Source organism: Solimonas aquatica, assembly GCF_900111015.1.
Classification (GTDB): domain Bacteria; phylum Pseudomonadota; class Gammaproteobacteria; order Nevskiales; family Nevskiaceae; genus Solimonas; species Solimonas aquatica.
On the sequence record NZ_FOFS01000008.1, the window covers coordinates 201,682 to 219,359 of the forward strand.

Sequence of the window (17,678 nt, forward strand, 5' to 3'; positions counted from 1 at the left end):
CGATGAAAACCTTGCGCAAGGTCAAAATCGAAGGCTTCAAATCCATCGAGAGCGCCGAGCTGAAGCTTGGCGATCTCAATGTGGTCGTTGGCGCAAACGGATCGGGCAAGTCAAACCTGATCGGTGCGTTCCGCCTGTTGGAGCGCGTGCTGTCCCACAACCTTCAGCTTTACGTCGCCAGCGAGCCAGATCGTTTTCTGTTTCACGGGCGCAAAAGGACGCCTGCGCTATCGCTGGATTTCGCACTTGAACAAAACTCCTACGGCTTCAAGCTCAAGGCGGAGCAGGATACGTTGATTTTCGAATACGAGCGCGTGGAATACAGCGGCTATTGGAGCTATGGCGAACCCATTGCCGCGGGCCACAAGGAGAGCAAGCTCGAAGAGGCAGCGGCTTCCTACAAGAACAAGATTCCCAAGTTTGTGTTCCCTAAGGTGCGGAATCTGGTCGTCTATCACTTTCATGACACCTCGGACACCTCGCCAGCCAAGCAGACGGTGGATGTTGATGACAACCGCTTCTTCCGCCCCAACGCCGCCAATCTTCCCGCATATCTCTATTGGTTGCAGGAAAAGCATCCAGTGCAGTTCCGCCACATCGAGGAGCACATCCGGCTGGTTGCGCCATTTTTCGACAGCTTCGTGCTGGCACCAAGCAAGCTCAACGAGAAGAAGATCAAGCTGGAGTGGCGGCAGAAGGGTTCAGAGGCGTACTTCGACGCCTATTCGTTGTCCGACGGCACCCTGCGCTTCATCTGCCTCGCCACGCTGCTGCTGCAACCGAATCCGCCCGCGCTGATCCTGCTCGACGAGCCGGAACTCGGTTTGCACCCCTTCGCTATCCGAATTCTGGCCGAGATGCTGGAAGCCGCGTCCAAGCGTGTGCAGGTGCTGCTGGCGACGCAATCGGTGACGCTGCTCAACAACTTCGCGCCGCAGGACGTGATCGTCGCAGACAACCACGGCCTGAAAACCACTTTCAACCAGCTCGACGAGGAGAAGCTTAAGGGCTGGCTGGACGAGTTCAGTATTGGCGAGCTGTGGGAGAAGAACGTGCTTGGAGGGCGCCCATGACGCGGCTTCTGATGCTGGTGGAAGGCCAGAGCGAGGAGATTTTCGTCAAACAAACCCTGACTCCGCATTTGGCGCAGCACGGCGTGTTCGTGGAGTCGCCCATTGTGCTGTGGACGAAACGTCTGCCCAGTGGCGGCGGATTTCGTGGCGGTGTGTCGAACTGGAGCCAGATTCTCAAGAGTCTGCGGCCACTGATCCATGACGGCGATGCGTGGGTGAGCACGCTGCTCGATTTTTATGGCTTGCCGGAGGATTTTCCCGGCTTGCAGGAGGCACTGGGCGTAGGCGCTGCGCACGAGAACGTCGCGGCGTTGCAAGCTCGGTTCGCGGCGAAACTGAACCATCAGCGGTTCATCCCGTTTTTGGCGCTGCATGAGTTTGAAGCGTGGCTGTTCAGCGCGCCGGATACCGTCGAGGCGCATTTTGGAAAAGCGCATCTTGCCGATAGGTTGCGTACTGCCGTGCAGGCTGCGGGCTCTCCGGAGCTGATCAACCACGGTGCGACCACGCATCCGAAGGCGCGACTGCACAGTTTGGTTGGCGGCTACAAGGAAACTTCCGATGGCCCGACGTTGCTGGAGAAGATCGGAATCGCGGCGGTTCGCGCGGCGTGCCCGCATTTCGATGGCTGGTTGAATCGGCTGGAAGCCTTGGGTGGAGGGGTTACTTGACGGACGTTAAAGCCCTGTTCCATCCAGGTGAACGCATCACCCACCCCGAGTACGGTCAGGGCGTCGTGCTCGACCCGGCGCGTGACGGCTACCTGCGGGCGTTCTTCAGCGTCGGCGAGCGCCGGGTGCCGGTGGCATCGCTGCGGCGCGAACTCACTCGCACCGAGCGCATCCTGCGCGCCGTGGATGGCGGCGCGGAGCGCTCGCGCAAGGCGTGGCTGTCCTATGAGGCGCACGCGCTGCCGGTGATGGAAAGCGCCTCGGCGCTGACCTCGGCCAAGATCGACCTGCTGCCGCATCAGGTGGTACTGACCCACCGCATCGCCACCGCCTCACCCCGGCGCTACCTGATCGCCGACGAGGTGGGCTTGGGCAAGACCATCGAGACGGCGCTGATCCTGCGCGAGCTGGCCAGCCGGGGCGAATTGACCCGCGCCTTGATGGTGGTGCCTGCGGGCCTCGTGAACAACTGGCACCGCGAATTGAACGAGGTGTTCAACCTCGACTTCGAGGTGTTCGGCTCCGAAGGTGACATCACCGACCGCAAGACCAATGCCTTCGCGAAGCACGACCGGCTGATCGCCAGCATCGACGCCCTGAAGCGCCCGGCGCGCATCAAGCGTCTGCTGGATGCGCCGCGCTGGGATCTGGTGGTGTTCGATGAAGCGCATCACCTCACCGCCTACAAGACCGGCGGAAAGGTGCGCAAGACCGAGAACTACAAGCTGGCCGAGGCGCTAAAGGATCACTCGCGTGACCTCGTGCTGCTGTCGGCCACGCCGCACCAGGGCAATCACTTCCAATTCTGGATGTTGGCGCAACTGCTGAACCCGACATTGTTCCGCAGCCCCGAGGAGATGTTGGAGGAACGGCATCGGCTCAACACGGTGATGTTCCGCCGCACCAAGGCAGATGCCTGCCAGCCCGATGGTTCGCCGCTGTTTGCGCGGCGTTGGGTTCACACCGAGTCATTCGTGATGAACCAGGCGGAGCGGCTGTTTTACGAGAAGTTGCGCGAGTACCTGGAGGACGGCTTCGACCTCGCGCGCCGCCAAGGCAACCAGGGGCGCGCGCTGGGATTCCTGATGGCGATCTTCCAGAAGATCGCGGCTTCGAGCTTCGCCGCCGTACGACGCACGCTCAAGCGCCGCCTGCTGATGCTGACGCTGCACGAAGCGTTTCTGCGCGACAAGGAACTGGACATCGAAGGCCGTGAGCGTCTGACCGAGGAGGCGCGCGAGCTGATCCATGAGGAGTTCGGCCTTACGCGTGACAGCATCGGTCGCAGTGAGGTGGATCGCGTGCTGGCTGATCTGAAGTACCGGCTGGTCAAGAAGCTGGACGAAGAGGCGCTGGAGATGGCCTCTGACCCCTACGGCAGCGAGTATTCGGCCACGCACGCCGAAGAAGCCGCGTCGGCGGTAGTGGATCTGCATCTGCCGGAGGAGCGTCTGCGCATCGGCGACCTGCTGCGGATGTTCCCGGCAGAGCGCGAAACCAAGATGCAAAAGCTGCTCGACGGCTTGGGCACGCTGTGGCGGCAAAACCCAAACGAGAAGATCGTGATTTTCGCCACTTACCTCGGCACGGTGGACATGATCGCTCGCGAAATCGAGCAGACCTTCCCCGGTCAGGGCATCGCCGTGCTGCGCGGCGGCGACCACGGCGCGAAGGTGGCGGCGGAGCGGCGCTTCCGCCTGAAGGACGGCCCGCGCGTGCTGGTGTGCACGGCGGCGGGGCGCGAAGGCATCAACCTACAGTTTGCGCGCGTCTTGTTCAATTTCGACCTGCCGTGGAATCCGATGGACATGGAGCAGCGCATCGGGCGCATCCATCGCTACGGCCAGAGCCACACCGCGCAGGTCTACAACCTCGTGCTGTCGGACACCATCGAAGGCCGCATCTTCCTGCTGCTCGACGAAAAGCTCACCGAGATCGCGCGCACCGTCGGCAAGGTGGATGAACAGGGCAACGTGGCCGAAGACCTGCGTGCGCAGATTCTTGGGCAGCTGTCGGAACGCTTGAACTACGACCGGCTGTACCAGGAAGCGCTGTCCGACCCGGAGCTGAAGCGCACGCAGGTAGAGCTGGAAGCGGCGCTGTCGAACTCCCGCGAGGCGCGGCAGGTGGTGTTCGACCTGTTCCAAGACCTCGACGGATTCAGTCTCGACGACTACAAGCCCTTCTCGGACGTGTCGTCCAGCCTGGATCGGTTGGTGCGCTTCCTTTCGGCGGCGGTCGCGGATCGCCAACAGAAGCTGGTCAAGGTGGACGACGCAACCTACGACCTCGTCACCGTCGAAGGCACTCGCCGCGCCCGCTTCACCCTTAGCCGCGAAGCCGCGACCAATCAGGACGATCTGCAGCTGATGGGCTTGGATCACCCCTTGGTGCAGGACGAGTTGAGCCGCTGGCGCAGCGTGCCGCCGGAGGAAGTCGGGATCGCCGTGTCTGGCGACGTCGACGAGCCGGTGCTGCTGTCGTTGTGGATGGTGGAAGCCTCCGCTGGCAAGGGCGAGCGCCGAGTGGTGGTGCAGCCCATCGCCGTCAAGCAGGACGGCACGCGTGTTCCAGCGGTCGAGCGCCTGTGCGAGAAGTACCTGCAAGCGCCGCCCGCCACACCGCTGTTCCGGCCCGAGCAACGGAACGATCTGTTCAGCCACGCCGTTGAGCCGACCCTACAGCGGGAACTGAAGCACAAGGGAGCCGCGAATGGCAATGGCAGCTATTCGGCGGAGCTGATCGGGTACGTCGAAATCATCGCTCGGAAGACGTGAAATATGACGATGCCGGCGGCCTGCGGACACGGTGAGCCCGCTTTCCAGCGGCAGTATCTACCCCGACCTACAACGCGAACAATCAGCTCGTCGCAGATTTAAGTGGCCGGTGGCTCTATGAAGGTTGATGCGTTGGCTGGCAGGCTGGCCGATGCTCGGGTAGCCTGCCACAAGAGAGGCGGGAGACAAGGCCCCGCCCTAGGTCGCGGAGCTTCTGGTGCGCACCGAGTACGCATTAAGTGCGCAGCGCCTCGCGTGCGGCATGCATGCGCACTTCACCCGCTGGGACCCGATGCATGACACAGAGGCTCCGTGTGTCTACTCGGTGTGCATTGTGGATCATCCGCTCACGAGGCTCTCTCGGGGGCGCTGACCACCGCGTGCAATCGAGTGGCGTCCCCGTGGGGATTCGACCACTGTCCACTGTCAGCCCGCCGGCGCGTACAATCCGCAACCCTTGAGTGGTGCCCTGCAGAGAGCAGTTGGGGGCAACTTTGGGGGCAACGTCATCGAATCACATCTTGGTAATGCTGAAAAATCATCGCGTTATTGCGCAGATTCGGAGTCAGCACGACCATCCATTCTTCCGCCACGCCAGTCTTTTGCGCTCACGCGCAAGGCGCGCCGCCGTGGCCGCTCAGCTTCCCGCATCCGCCGCGGGCACCGGCACCGTGGATCGCTGCGAATGCAGGTGCAGCGCGATCAGCATCAGCGCGGTGAGTCCCAGCCAGGGCAGCAGCAGGGCATTGAGCTTCTGCCAGCCCAGGGTTTCCAGCAGCGGCCCGGCGCCGAAGGAACAGACCAGACCCACGGCGAACACGGTCAGATCATTGGTGGCCTGCGCCCGGCTCTTCTCCGCCGGCGAGTAGGTCGTCGTCAGCAGTGTGGTTCCGCCGACGAACAGAAAATTCCAGCCCACGCCGAGCAGGATCAAGGCGCTGGTGAAGGACATGAGGTTGGTGCCGGTCCAGCTCATCAGCACGTGCCCGGCCAGCAGCGCCACGCCGCTGAGCATCACGCGCAGCACCCCGAAGCGCGCAATCAGGGCACCGGTGAAGAAGGAGGGCAGGAACATGCCCAGCACATGCAGCTGGATCACTGTCGCGGTGGCGTCGAGCCCGTGGTGATGATGTCCCATGGCCAGGGGCGTCGCGGTCATCGCCAGAATCATCACGCCGTAGCCGGTGGCGGCGCCCAGCAAGGCGCCCAGATAGCTCGGCTGACTGACGATGAGGCGCCAGGGCCGTGCCTCACCCTGGATACTGCTGGAGGCCCCGGGCGGCGTCTGCAATGCGGCGAGCACGCAGACGGCCAGCAGCGAAACCAGCGCCAGCAGCAGGAACGAGCCGGTGTAGAGCGTGGCCAGCAGATGGCCGCCGGCGCGCCCCAGAATCGGCCCGAGCACGGCCGCGACGATGCCGCCACCGAGCACCAGGGCGATGGCGCGGGGACGGAACACATCATCGGCAACCTCGCTGGCCGCGAAGCGATAGAACTGTGCGAAGGCCTGATAAATCCCCACCAGGAACGTGCCCAGGGCGAGCAGCGGCAGCAGGTGCAGGTGGGTGCCGAGTGCGGCGGTGAGGCCACCGGCCAGGCCCAGCAGGGCGCCCAGCAGAAAGCCTGCACGGCGACCGGTCCTGGCCATGAAAGCGGAGGCGGGAAACATCGCGACGGCGGTGCCGAGAAACATCGTGGCGATGGGCAGCGTGGCCAGCGACGGACGGCTGGCGATCTGCTGGCCGGCGAGGGCGCCCACCGTGATCACCAGCACCGACACGGTCTGGAACAGCGCCTGCGCGCTTGCCAGCACCAGCACCTGGCGATGCATCGTGCGGCGCTGCCGGTCCGCTTGCGCCATGGAAGTGCCCGCTGCAGTTTGTGTCATCGGCATGCTCGGCGCGCTGCTCGGCTGTGGCGGCCTGCCAGCGTCAGGATAGGGGTGTGCATTGGCACCGTACCGAACCGCAGCGAGCGCGTGTGCCGGATTTGCTCGGCTGCGATGATACAGAGTCCGGCCGTGGTGAAGGGCGTCCGGCCGCTGCAGGCGCATTGCCGGAAAGGGCTGGCCGGAGGTCGCCACGCCGCTGCGGCTGACGGCCGCGCAGCCCTCGCGTATCATTCGCGGCCCACGAGTTTTGCCCATGTCGGGGAGTAGCGCAGCCTGGTAGCGCATCTGCTTTGGGAGCAGAGGGTCGCAGGTTCGAATCCTGTCTCCCCGACCAAATTAGTGTTTTCCGCCGTCCACCGGCGACCAAATAACCGCGCTTTTGCGCGGTTTTTTATTGGGTTTCTGTTTTTGGCTGTCCGCCGCTGTCCACCGGCAGCCGCGTCTTGATGCGGGTAAGTATGCGGGTAACCTGAAGCGCAGCGATCACCTGCGCCCAGAGTTACCCGCATGAAGCTCACCGATACCCTGATCCGCAACGCCAAACCCAAGGCCAAGCCGTACAAGCTGCCGCGCGAGGCCGGGCTGTTCCTGCTGGTGAATCCCAACGGGGCCAAGTGGTGGCGCTTCGCCTATCGCTTCGCCGGCCGGGAGCTGCTGCTTTCCCTTGGCGTTTACCCTGCCGTGTCTCTGGGCCATGCCCGCGAACGCCGCGACGAGGCGCGCCGCCTGGTTGCCGCCGGCATCAATCCAAGCGAGCAGCGCCGCGAGGCTCGCGCCGCCGCAGCCGTTGCCAGCGATAGCAAGTATTCGTCCATCGTCGCGCTGTGGAAGGTGGACGAGCTGTCCACCTGCTCGGACGGCTATCAGCAGAACGTTTGCCGGATGCTGGAGCGCGACGTGCTGCCTTACCTTGGTGAGCGTCCGATAACCGAGATCAAGCCGCGTGAGGTCATTGCTGCTTTGGACCGCATCCGCTCGCGCGGTGTGGACGAGACGGCGCGGCGTGCCCGCGCGGTGATGGGACAGGTATTTCGCTACGCCATCCGGCGCGGCCTTGCTGAGCTTGATCCGACGCAGGCGCTGCGAGGGGAGCGCCGCATCAAGCCAGTAAAGCACTTCGCCGCCTTCACTGATCCTGAGGACGTGGCGCGGCTGATGCGCGCGATCTATGACTACAAGGGCACTCCGGAAGTGCGCGCCGCTTTGAAGCTGTCGGCTCTGCTGTTTCAGCGCCCTGGCGAGATTCGGCAGATGCAGTGGAGTCAGATCGACTTCGAGGCCGCGCAGTGGCGCTACGTGGTGAGCAAGACGCGACGCCGCACCGGGCAAAGCCACATCGTGCCGCTGCCGGCGCAGGCCCTGGAGATCCTGCGCGATCTGCAACCGCTCACCGATACCGGCCTCAGCTTGCGTCCGGATGCGCCGCGCTACGTGTTCCCTACGCCCAAGAGCAAGCTGCGTCCGCTGTCTGAAAACGGCGTCCGCGCGGCTTTGCGCACCATGGGCTTCACCAATGAGCAGCACACCGCGCACGGCTTCCGTGCCATGGCGCGCAGCCTGCTGGCAGAGCTGGGATGGAAGCCGGATGCCATCGAGCGCCAGCTGTCGCACAAGGCGGCGGGGCCGCTGGGCGCCGCCTATGACCGCGCCGCTTATCTCGATGAGCGCAAGGCCATGATGCAGGCATGGGCGGACTACCTGGATTCGCTGCGTACCCGCGCCAATGTAGTGGCGCTGCGCGCCGCCTGATGACTCACCGCGAAGCCCTGCGGCGGATCACAGCAGGGCATGAGGCGGGCCGGTAGCGTGCTGAAATCACGCCGCCGGCCCTGACTCGCAACATGGAGGCACCATGTCACAAGCTGCAGACGAGAATACCAAGGAGTTCAACAAGCGCGATGCTTTCGCTTCATGCATCAACACAGCGTGGGAGCTGCGCTCACTAATTCGGGGTGCCCGCGTCTTGTTAGAGGACAGCGAACACGGCATGTCGGATGCGTCTCTCTGTTCCGCCAGCGCGCTACTGCGCATTGCAGAGGGGGAAGCTGTGAATCTGGCGAATGCTGTCGATGAGATAGACACAGCTGGATAACTTCAGTTCAACGCCGCACCTAGCCCGACGGGGCGAAAAGCCGGCACCTTCCCGGCCCGGTGCGGCGCCTTTCTTGAAGGGCGCATGAGGTGGTGCGCGCATGAAAAAGCAAAAAGCTAAATGCGAAGCGAAACCTAATAGGCTCGCCAGCCGGAAGGCCAGACAAGTAGATGCCGCACTTGTTGAGAACTTCCTAAATGATGAGCGGTGGATGTACAGGAAATCAAAAAACGGCGAACACGCTTGGCATGCCTATCGTCTTTGGCGATCCGGTGGCAGGTTCGATGATTTTCCCTTGCCCGGATGGTTGCTGAAGTACTTTGATGAGTGCGCGTCCAGACTCGAAGCAGCGAGAACCAGAGATCAGATTTGCCGCGCCATGGGGCTTGGTGCGCGCGGCTCGGCGTCCACACGGCGCGGATGGAAATCCGCTAAGCGCAGGGCCGATATGGAACGAGAGCGGTACTACTTGCTGCTTATGTTGACTTCAGAGATGGAGCACCGAAAGTTTATTGAAGATAGGGAGCGCAAGATCGGTGAGCCTATCCCTGAATTCGGTGACCTTTACTCAGAGGTTGCCAAGAAATTCGGAAAAGCGCGGAGAACGATAGCCAATATCGCGAGCGAGTACGGACTAACAAAGCGGAAAGCACGAAAATAAGCCAAGAGTGAGTGCGATTTAATCTGTAGCCATCTTCCATCCGTCGCCGCCAGTGTGCGGCCTTGTACGGATGGACAAATGAACAAACCCGCAGACAGATTGATTCCCCCTGCCGAGGCGATGCGCATCGTAGGGGTGAAATCCAGAACCAAGTTTTACGATCTGATCCGAACCGGAGAGCTGCCGCAGCTCATCAAGCGCGGACGTAGCAGTTTCCATCTGGAGAGCGATCTACAAGCCTACGTCGAGCGCATAGCCGCTCAGAGCCGCAAGGGCGCCGCGCAATGAGTGGCTATCCCCTGCTTGGTATCACTTCTCACGATTACACTCGCCTCGCGAAGCTGACGCCTTCCCTCGGCGAATTCCCGCGCTGTGGCCGCTGCTCGCAGTACAAGCCTGAGGGAAGCGGACACAAAGGACAGTGCGCGCGCCTGCGGGCCGAGCTGCAGACCTGGCTGCCGGCGTTTAGGCCGCTGCAGCCGTGCGATTCGCGGGTGAAAGGCAGCGCCATCTGTAAGCGGTTCGAGGTGCAGCCATGAGCAGCAGACAGCGCAAGCTGCCGCTGAGCAAGGTCTGGGACGCGACGTGGCGAGCGCTGGGAGAGACTCCCAAAAAGGAACCAGCGTACGAGCGGAGGCCCTTCTTCATCCCGTCGGATCAACGCAGCTGCCGCAACTGCAAGCATGGCCGCAACGTGGACCGCCGCGACCGTGACGACCCTTGGTTTGTATGCAGGCTCGATGAGCAGGCACGGCAAAGCAGCTTGTTCGGCGGCAGCTGCGTACCTGAGCGGGAGGCGACCTACTGCTGCGAACGCTGGGCATCCGCCCATGATGAATAGCCAGCCGCTGAGCCTCGCCCAGATCATCGACCAATTCCGCAGCGCGATGCGCAGCGCGGGCCTGGACACCGATACGGAGATCGCCGCCGATGGCGCCTTGCACCGCTTTCGCGTGGAAGGCGACAAGCGCGGCCAGCGCAATGGCTGGTATGTGCTGCACGGCGATGGCTTGCCCGCTGGCGAGTTCGGTTGCTGGAAGCGCGGCATTGCCGAGACCTGGCGCGCTGACATTGGCCGCACGCTCACGCCCGCCGAGGAAGCCGAGCACCGCAAGCGGCTTGAGGAGGCGCGCAGAGCACGCGAGGCTGAGCAGGCCAAGCTGCGCGCCGAGGCGCGGCGCAAGGCGGCCAGGCTCTGGAATGAAGCAGCCGAGCGCGTGAAAGCAGCGCATCCGTACCTGGTGAAAAAGGCCGTGAAGGCTTACGGCAGCCGTCAGCTGGGCGATGCGCTGCTGATTCCCGTGCGTGACACCGATGGCCAGCTGCATGGCCTGCAGTTCATACAGCCGGACGGCACCAAGCGCTTCACCAGCGGCATGGCCAAGGCCGGCCACTACCACGCCATCGGCAAGCCGCACGGCCTGCTGCTGGTGTGCGAGGGCTACGCCACCGGCGCCACGCTGCATGAAGCCACCGGCCATGCGGTAGCGGTGGCCTTCGACAGCGGCAACCTGCTGCCGGTGGTGCGCGCCCTGGCCGCCAAGCTGCCCGGCCTGCGCATCGTCCTGGCCGCCGACAATGACCACCGCAGCGAGGGCAATCCCGGCTTGAGCAAGGCACGCGAGGCGGCGGCGCTGATCGGCGGCGCGGTGGTGGTGCCAGAGTTCAGCACCGAGCAGGACGCCAGCGACTGGAACGATTACGCCGCGCTGCATGGCATTGATGCACTGCGCGCCGAGATCGCGCGCCAGCTGGAGCACAGCAGCACCGCAGCGGCTGCGCCGGGCACCACCGAGCCAGCGGCCGAGCCGTCCAAGGTGGTGGCGTTTCGCAAGCGAAAGCAGCCGGAGAAGCAGGCCACCAGCACCGCAGCGCGGCGCGGTGGTGAGCCTGATCCGCAGCAAGCCGGCCGGCCGCACTTCACCTGCGACGATGATGCGGTGTGGTGGCATGAGGTGGACAAGGACGGCAGCGCCGGCCCGCCGTTCTGGGTGTGCCCGCCGCTGGAGGTGCGCGCGTATCTGCGTGACGTGAACAACGAGAACTGGGGCCGCCTGCTGGTGTTTCGCGACAAGGACGGGCAAGAGCATCGATGGGGCATGCCGATGCGCTTGCTGTCGGGCGGCTGCGACGAGATGCGCAGCGAGCTGCTGCGCCTGGGCTTCGACGTACCCACCAGCCAGAAGAATCGCAACCTGCTGACCAGCTACATCCAGCGCGCCAGACCGCAGGCCCGCGCCCGCTGCGTGGAGCGCGCCGGCTGGCATGGCCGCGTTTTCGTGATGCCTGAGCGCACCATCGGTGAGACCGACGAGACGGTGCTGTTTCAGAGCGAGACCACCGGCGGGCACCTGTATCGCGAAAGCGGCAGCCTTGATGCTTGGCGCTCTGACGTGGCGGACCTGTGTCGCGGCAATTCGCGCTTGCTGTTCGTGGTGTCGGTTGCGCTGGCGGGGCCGCTGTTGCATTGGGCCGGCGTGGAGTCGGGCGGCTTCAATCTGCGCGGCGGATCGAGCACCGGCAAGACCACGGCGCTGCGCGTGGCCGCTTCCGTCTGGGGAGGATCTGATTACCTTCGCCGCTGGCGCGCCACGGATAACGCCCTGGAAGCCATCGCCAGCCAGTCCAGCGACTCCCTGCTGATCCTGGACGAGCTGGCGCAGATTGATCCACGCATAGCCGGCGAAGCGGCCTACATGCTGGCCAACGGCGAAGGCAAGGCACGCGGTGCGCGGGGCGGTGGTGCGCGGCCTGTCCTGACCTGGCGCCTGCTCTTTCTCAGCGCCGGTGAGCTGAGCTTGGCGGACCACATGCGCCAAGGTGGCAAGCAAGCGCAGGCCGGACAGGAAACCCGCATGGCCGACATTCCGGCCGATGCCGGCGCGGGCCTGGGCATCTTCGACAACCTGCGCGGCTACTCAACCGGCGCGGCGCTGTCGCGTGCCCTGCTCGATGCCGCCGGCAACGCCTACGGCAGCGCAGGCCCAGCCTTCATTGAGGCCCTGCTGCCGCGCCTGGACACGCTGCAGGACGAGCTGCGCACCGCAAGGCGCCGCTTTCTGGAGCAGCGCATCCCCAAGGGCGCCGATGGCCAGGTGCAGCGCGTGGCGGACCGCTTTGCCCTGGTGGCTGCGGCCGGCGAGCTGGCCACGCGGCTGCGGATCACCGGCTGGGACGAGGGCGAGGCAGAAGCCGCCTGTGTGCGCTGCCTGGAAGCCTGGATTGATGCGCGCGGCGGTGGTGGCAACCTGGAACCGATGCGGATGCTGTCGCAGGTGCGCCGCTTCCTGGAGCTGCACGGCACGTCCCGCTTCCCTTCGCTGGCGGATGCCGACAAAGAGAACTGGGTAACCGTGAACCGTGCCGGCTTTCGTGAGTACGGCGCCGACGAGACAGCCGCTTACTACGTGCTGCCGGGCGTGTTCGAGGACGAGATTTGCGAAGGCTTCGATCATCGGGTAGTGGCCAAGCTGCTGCGCCAGTGCAGCGCGCTGCGTGTCGATGAGGGCGCCGACGAGAAGCGCTTGAAGGTGCAGAAGCGGCTGCCGGGCATGGGCAAGGTCCGCTGTTATCACATCCTGCCGGCGATCTTCGATGCCGTGCCGCCGGGCTGTTGATTGCGCGCGGTGGTGCTGGCCACAAGCCGGCGTTTTCGTAGGGGGATGAAGGCTTGCGGCAGGGTGTACCCAGCGCCAGACAACAGCGGGGACAGGGCTCGCAGTGGCAGCGGCGGTGCCTGTCCCCGCAAGAGGTGGGTACACCGGGTACAAGTGGGGACAAGGCGGCGCAAGCCCGCGCCATGACAGCGTTTCCGCTGTACCCGCTCTTTGTGTTTCAAGTGGGTACACAGTGGGTCCGACCGGGTACATCGGGCCGCGCCCTGGCTGTACCCACTGTACCCGCTGCCCTTTTTCCGTCACCGAAAGAGTGGGTACAGATTGCCCGCATGCATTCAAGGGCTTGCGTGCGGTGTACCCACTGTACCCGGTGTACCCGCTGTTTTTGAGCGTGGCCGAGCGGCGCGCGCTGCAGTAGCTCGCGCACCACCGGGGGCGGGGCAAATCTCTGGGGGCCTTAGAGCGGAAACCGAGTTCACCCCTTCGCGCGCATCGCCGCGAATTCGGCCAGGGGGGTATAGCCCTGGGATGTTGTCCTTGGGCGGGGGTGACAAAAGTTTGTAAGCCTGAAGGGGAAACCGAGGTCCTCCCTCAAAAATGACGAGCGGGAAATTGTAGGGGGGGGGTACTCAAGGCCGGGGTATGCGTGGGCACCGGCTGCGTGCGCGGGCTGACAAGCTCGCCGTGCATCTTGGTGCGAGAAAGACGGAACCGGCCGCGCCGCAAAACGGGCGGTGCGCAGCCGCCGTGAGAGTTAGCGCCGGACATTCAGCCGCTGCCGCGTAATCACAGCAAAGCGCCGAGTGTGCATGACAAACGTGCCGTGGCCATTGTGGCCGTGCGCGCACGCGCGCATCAGTCGCCACCGGGGAACAACACATGATCAAGGGCATGCTGGGTTCGCTTTTCATCGATTTGGAAGCCAACGCTGCCGGCTTTGAATCCGACATGGGCCGCGCGGCGCGCATCGCGGAGAAGCGCACGCTGGAGATCCAGCAGCACGCGGAGCGGATGGCGCGCGCTGCCACGCTTGCATTCGCTGCGGTGTCAGCCGCTGCAGCTGCGAGCGTGAAGAATGCACTGGATCAGGCAGACGCCTTGAACAAGGCATCACAGAAGGTCGGCATGCAAGTTGAGAAGCTGGCACAGCTTCGCTTCGGCGCTCTGCTTTCAGACGTTGATTTTGACGCGCTGACCGGAGGTCTCACCAAGTTCAACAAAGCCATCATTGAAGCCACGAGCAGCCAGGGCGAGCAGCGGGCCGCTTTCTCGGCGCTCGGGATCACGCTGCAAGACCTGAAGGGAATGGCGCCCGATCAACTGCTCTACAAAGTGGCGGACGGCTTTTCGCAAGCGAAAGACGATGCCAGCAAAACCGCTGTTGCAATGGCGCTGTTTGGCAAGTCGGGCGCCGATCTGATCCCGCTGTTGAATGCGGGGAGCGCGGGGCTTGATCAGTTTGGAGCGCGGGCGGCTCAGCTCGGCATCGTTATCGACAGCAAGACTGCGGCTGCGGCTGAGGCGTTCAATGATCGTCTGACCGATCTTCACTCCGTCGTGGATGGCGTCTCGGCAAAGGTTGCCGGCGGCCTGCTGCCAACCATGAATGACCTAAGCGCACAGTTTGCCGACTTCGCCAAGGATGAGGCCAACGTTGCGGCTATGACCGACCTGGTAAACGGATCGGTTAAGGGCTTGCTGGTATCAGCACTAGCGGTGAAGGGCGCCTTTGATGCAGTGACAGGCACGTACAAGACCTTCTATGAAACAGGCAAGGCGTTGTTCAGCGGCGGCCCTGGCAAGGCCTTCGACAGGCTCTCTTCTGGTTTTGGAGCAAACGTAAAGGACAAAATCGAGAGCGACTTTGCGGCCATCATGAAGGTGATGGATGCCGGGCAGAACGGAATGGCGGAGAAGGTGCAGGCCATCGTTGCCGCGCAGCAAGGCAAGAGCCTTGGGTTTAATCCTGGCGCCAAGCCGGCTGGAACTAGAGCGATAAAGCTAGAGCCCTCTGCAGCAGTGCGCGAGATAGACGCGGGCGTTAAGCAAATGTTTGAAGACAGCATGCGGGGGGTCGAGGAAGCGCTTCGCGAGCGACAGGCGGCGATGGATAGAGTTGAAGAACAGCTAAAGCGGTTTCAAGAATCGCTGAAGACGCCTGCTCAGCGCGCGCAAGATGCCTTCGATCTGAATCAGAAAGCCATAGACAGCGCGGCCGGTCTTGGTGCGGATGATCGTTTTCAGCTTCGTGTCGCCAATGAACAGCAGCTTGCGGATTCTTTGCTGGAGATCCAGCTTGATCGAATCGATAAGGAGCTTGAGGCGGAGCGGCGCGCGAATCAGGAAAAAGTGCAGCTGATGCAGCAGCAGCTGTCCGTCGCGGAAGGCGTCTTCGGCAATCTGGCTGCAGCATTCCAGAACAGCGGCCGGCGTGGATTCGAGGCATTCAAGGCGCTAAGCGTCGCGCAAGCCACCGTCAGCACGATTCAAGGTGCGGTGGGTGCATTCACCCAGGCGGTGAGCGTGATTCCACCGCCGGCCGGCGAGGCCATCGGCATCGCAGCTGCGGGGGCTGTCACCGCTGCAGGCCTGGCGCGTGTGGCCCAGATCAATGCCATGCACTACGGCGGCGCCTACGCGGAAGGCGGCCGCCCGCCGGTGGGCCGCTGGAGCTTGATTGGCGAGCGGGGAGCGGAGATGTTCAAGCCTGATCGCCCAGGCACAGTGCTGTCGCACGAAAAGCTCCAGGGCCTGATGGGTGGTGGCCGCGGGCCTTTGAATGTCCAGATCGTCAACAATGGGCCACCCCTAGCCGTCAATGGCTCGGCCTGGGACGGCGACACGCTGCGTCTATTCACCGATGTAGCACGCGCCGCTGTGGCAGCCGATGCTGCGGACCTTCGCTCGCAGCTGTCTCGTAGCCTGGCAACGGTGCATCGCACGGCACCCAGGGCGGTGCGCTGATGAGCGGCGAAAGGGAGATGTTTCCCGGTGATGGCGCGCCGCTTCTTTTTCGGTTCAGCATCCCGACGGGCACTGAGCGTAGCAGCGAAAAAGCCTGTCAGATGAACATGAGGCACTACGGGCCATGCTGGGTTCGGGTGATGGTGCCCGGCGCAGAAGTCACATTCATGGCACGGCCCGGCGATTCCGTGGGCGTGACAGGCGTTGAAGCGCATCAAGTGGTGTTCGAGTTCCTGCAGGAGGAGAGCGCCAAGCCCGGACAGCTCACGTTGGCAAAGGCGTCCAGCGGAAGCGCCGGCGGATCAAGCGGCGCTCAAAGCTGATTTGCGCAACATGGCCACAAGCACAGCCTTGCCGCTAACCGTTCGTCGGGTTGAAAACTCAAGCTTGTTCTTTTCTTGGGCCGCGTAAGGACCATGGAAAAGATTGAAGTCGGGTGGTCATTTGCAAAGATGCGGGTAACTTTTCGGGTAAGTCCGGCTGATTCAGATGAAAATAATCATGCACATCAGTGGCATAAGCTAACTTTTCGGGCGCTGTCTCCCGACCACCTCAAGTTCTTGGTTGTCCGCCAGTATCACGAAAACCGCGCTCTTGCGCGGTTTTTTTGTTGGCTTTGGTTCCTGACGGTAAACGGACCCGCAAGGTGTTCGAAGCCAGGATGCCGGCTGTCCGCGTTCGTCGGCTTGCGACTGCCGGCTGGCGCGACTGCTGCGTTATGCACGAGAGCTTGCGGCAATGTAGTCAACGGAGACCCGCCCGACGTCTCCACGGGGTCCGTGCAAACCCCGTCAATGCAATGCCCGCGCTTTGGCGCGGGCTCTTTTTTTTTGAGCGGCATTCGCGGTCGTGCGCAGCCGACGCACGGTGATGATCGCAAGGATGCGCAGCGCAGCGGCGTTCAAGATGAAGGCGGCAAGGCCGATAACAAAGCAGGTGCCGCACAGGCATGAATGCTTGAGGAAGATCCGCCGTGTCTTACGCAACCGCCGTCCGCTCGTATCAGGAAGCCTCCGCCAGCGCCGCTGCCGGCGAGGCCTCGGCACATCAGTTGGTGGCCATGCTCTACGCCGGCGCGCAGGCGCGTCTGGCAACTGCACGCGGCGCCATTGCTCGTGGTGATGTCTCCGGCAAGCTCAAGGCGATGTCCGCGGCGCTGGCGATCATCGAACACCTGCAGGTGAGCCTGGATCACTATGGCGGCGGCGAAATCGCTGCGCGTCTGCAGGCGCTCTACGAATACATGCAGCGGCGTCTGCTGCACGCCAACGTCGCCAACGATGCGGCGGCGGTGGACGAGGTGCTGGGCTTGCTGCGCTCGCTCAGCGAAGGCTGGAACGGCATCGCACGGCAGGTCTGAACATGAACCCCGCGCGCAGCGAATGCCTGAGTTACGAGGATCGCCTGCCGGTCGCCTTGCGTCCGGCGGCGACGAACGGCATTCCCGGCGGCTGGCAGGAGCAGAACCTGCGCGTGCTCGCGGCCATCGCCACGCTCGATGAGCGTCCGCGTCTGGATCCGGACAGCGGCACCGGCGCTGAATTCGAGCGACTGCATCGCAAGTTCGACGTGATGATCGAACTGCTGGGCGCGCTGCTGCGCACGCAGTCGAGTCTGCCGCAGCCGCAGATGGTGCGGCTCAGCAGTGAAGGTTTGTCGCTGCCCTTGTCCGAGGCTGCGCCATCACCAGGAAGCCTTCAGGAAGTGGAACTGCATCTGCATGCCTGCGCGCCTTCGCCCTGGCGCTGGCTCGCTGAAGTGAGCAGCCACGAAGCGGGCGAATTGCAATTACGTTTTTTACCCATGTCGATGGCGCTTGCCACCGCTCTGGAGCGACACGTGTTCACCCGTCACCGCCGGTCCGTTGCCGATGCGCGTTCACCGGCCCGGCTCGCCTTGGCGGGGCGTACATCCTAGACAATCGTTTTCATC

Annotated in this window: 14 protein-coding genes and 1 tRNA gene; 14 read left to right on the forward strand and 1 reads right to left on the reverse strand. The window is 63.6% G+C overall.

What is annotated here, in order from left to right; genetic code table 11:
• Positions 1-2 precede the first annotated feature (2 nt).
• The 3 genes from BMY12_RS11540 to BMY12_RS11550 are packed head-to-tail and all read left to right on the forward strand — an operon-like array spanning position 3 to position 4,521.
• The gene (locus BMY12_RS11540; protein WP_093286148.1) at positions 3-1,073 is read left to right on the forward strand and encodes an AAA family ATPase; all 1,071 of its coding nucleotides are present in this window, start codon (positions 3-5) and stop codon (positions 1,071-1,073) included.
• Positions 1,070-1,744 (forward strand): DUF4276 family protein, encoded by a 675-nt coding sequence (locus BMY12_RS11545; protein WP_093286150.1) that lies wholly within the window; start codon positions 1,070-1,072, stop codon positions 1,742-1,744. Before BMY12_RS11540 ends, BMY12_RS11545 begins: the two co-directional genes overlap by 4 nt.
• Positions 1,741-4,521 carry a DEAD/DEAH box helicase gene (locus BMY12_RS11550; protein ID WP_177188962.1) on the forward strand — a complete coding sequence of 927 codons (2,781 nt, stop codon included), beginning with the start codon at positions 1,741-1,743 and terminating at the stop codon, positions 4,519-4,521. The genes BMY12_RS11545 and BMY12_RS11550 overlap by 4 nt, the downstream gene beginning before the upstream one ends.
• Positions 4,522-5,158: 637 nt before the next feature.
• Here the strand turns inward: BMY12_RS11550 and BMY12_RS11555 are convergent.
• Complete coding sequence (locus BMY12_RS11555; protein WP_177188963.1) at positions 5,159-6,382, reverse strand: MFS transporter; 1,224 nt, start codon at positions 6,380-6,382, stop codon at positions 5,159-5,161.
• A gap of 287 nt (positions 6,383-6,669) precedes the next feature.
• Here BMY12_RS11555 and BMY12_RS11560 point away from each other — a divergent pair.
• The 11 genes from BMY12_RS11560 (at position 6,670) to BMY12_RS11600 (ending at position 17,663) form a co-directional block, all read left to right on the forward strand.
• A tRNA-Pro gene (locus tag BMY12_RS11560) sits at positions 6,670-6,746 on the forward strand.
• 173 nt (positions 6,747-6,919) lie between these two features.
• Positions 6,920-8,161 carry a tyrosine-type recombinase/integrase gene (locus tag BMY12_RS11565; protein ID WP_093286154.1) on the forward strand — a complete coding sequence of 414 codons (1,242 nt, stop codon included), beginning with the start codon at positions 6,920-6,922 and terminating at the stop codon, positions 8,159-8,161.
• A 443-nt stretch (positions 8,162-8,604) separates the two neighbouring features.
• On the forward strand, positions 8,605-9,165 hold the full coding sequence (locus BMY12_RS19995) for a hypothetical protein (protein ID WP_143068938.1): 561 nt from the start codon (positions 8,605-8,607) through the stop codon (positions 9,163-9,165).
• Positions 9,166-9,243: 78 nt separating this feature from the next.
• Positions 9,244-9,453, forward strand: coding sequence for a helix-turn-helix transcriptional regulator (locus BMY12_RS11575; RefSeq protein ID WP_093286158.1), 210 nt, complete (start codon positions 9,244-9,246; stop codon positions 9,451-9,453).
• A 247-nt stretch (positions 9,454-9,700) separates the two neighbouring features.
• Complete coding sequence (locus BMY12_RS20335) at positions 9,701-10,006, forward strand: hypothetical protein (RefSeq protein ID WP_177188964.1); 306 nt, start codon at positions 9,701-9,703, stop codon at positions 10,004-10,006.
• On the forward strand, positions 9,996-12,782 hold the full coding sequence (locus tag BMY12_RS11580; protein WP_177188965.1) for a DUF927 domain-containing protein: 2,787 nt from the start codon (positions 9,996-9,998) through the stop codon (positions 12,780-12,782). Before BMY12_RS20335 ends, BMY12_RS11580 begins: the two co-directional genes overlap by 11 nt.
• Positions 12,783-13,661: 879 nt before the next feature.
• The gene (locus BMY12_RS11585) at positions 13,662-15,746 is read left to right on the forward strand and encodes a hypothetical protein (protein ID WP_093286162.1); all 2,085 of its coding nucleotides are present in this window, start codon (positions 13,662-13,664) and stop codon (positions 15,744-15,746) included.
• Positions 15,746-16,069, forward strand: coding sequence for a hypothetical protein (locus BMY12_RS11590; protein ID WP_093286164.1), 324 nt, complete (start codon positions 15,746-15,748; stop codon positions 16,067-16,069). The genes BMY12_RS11585 and BMY12_RS11590 overlap by 1 nt, the downstream gene beginning before the upstream one ends.
• 93 nt (positions 16,070-16,162) lie before the next feature.
• Positions 16,163-16,699: a hypothetical protein gene (locus BMY12_RS20000; RefSeq protein WP_143068939.1), complete on the forward strand. Its 537-nt coding sequence runs from the start codon at positions 16,163-16,165 to the stop codon at positions 16,697-16,699.
• 20 nt (positions 16,700-16,719) lie between these two features.
• Positions 16,720-17,106 carry a flagellar export chaperone FliS gene (gene fliS, locus BMY12_RS11595; protein ID WP_093286166.1) on the forward strand — a complete coding sequence of 129 codons (387 nt, stop codon included), beginning with the start codon at positions 16,720-16,722 and terminating at the stop codon, positions 17,104-17,106.
• Positions 17,107-17,108: 2 nt separating this feature from the next.
• Positions 17,109-17,663 (forward strand): PilZ domain-containing protein, encoded by a 555-nt coding sequence (locus BMY12_RS11600; protein WP_093286168.1) that lies wholly within the window; start codon positions 17,109-17,111, stop codon positions 17,661-17,663.
• Positions 17,664-17,678: the final 15 nt, after the last annotated feature.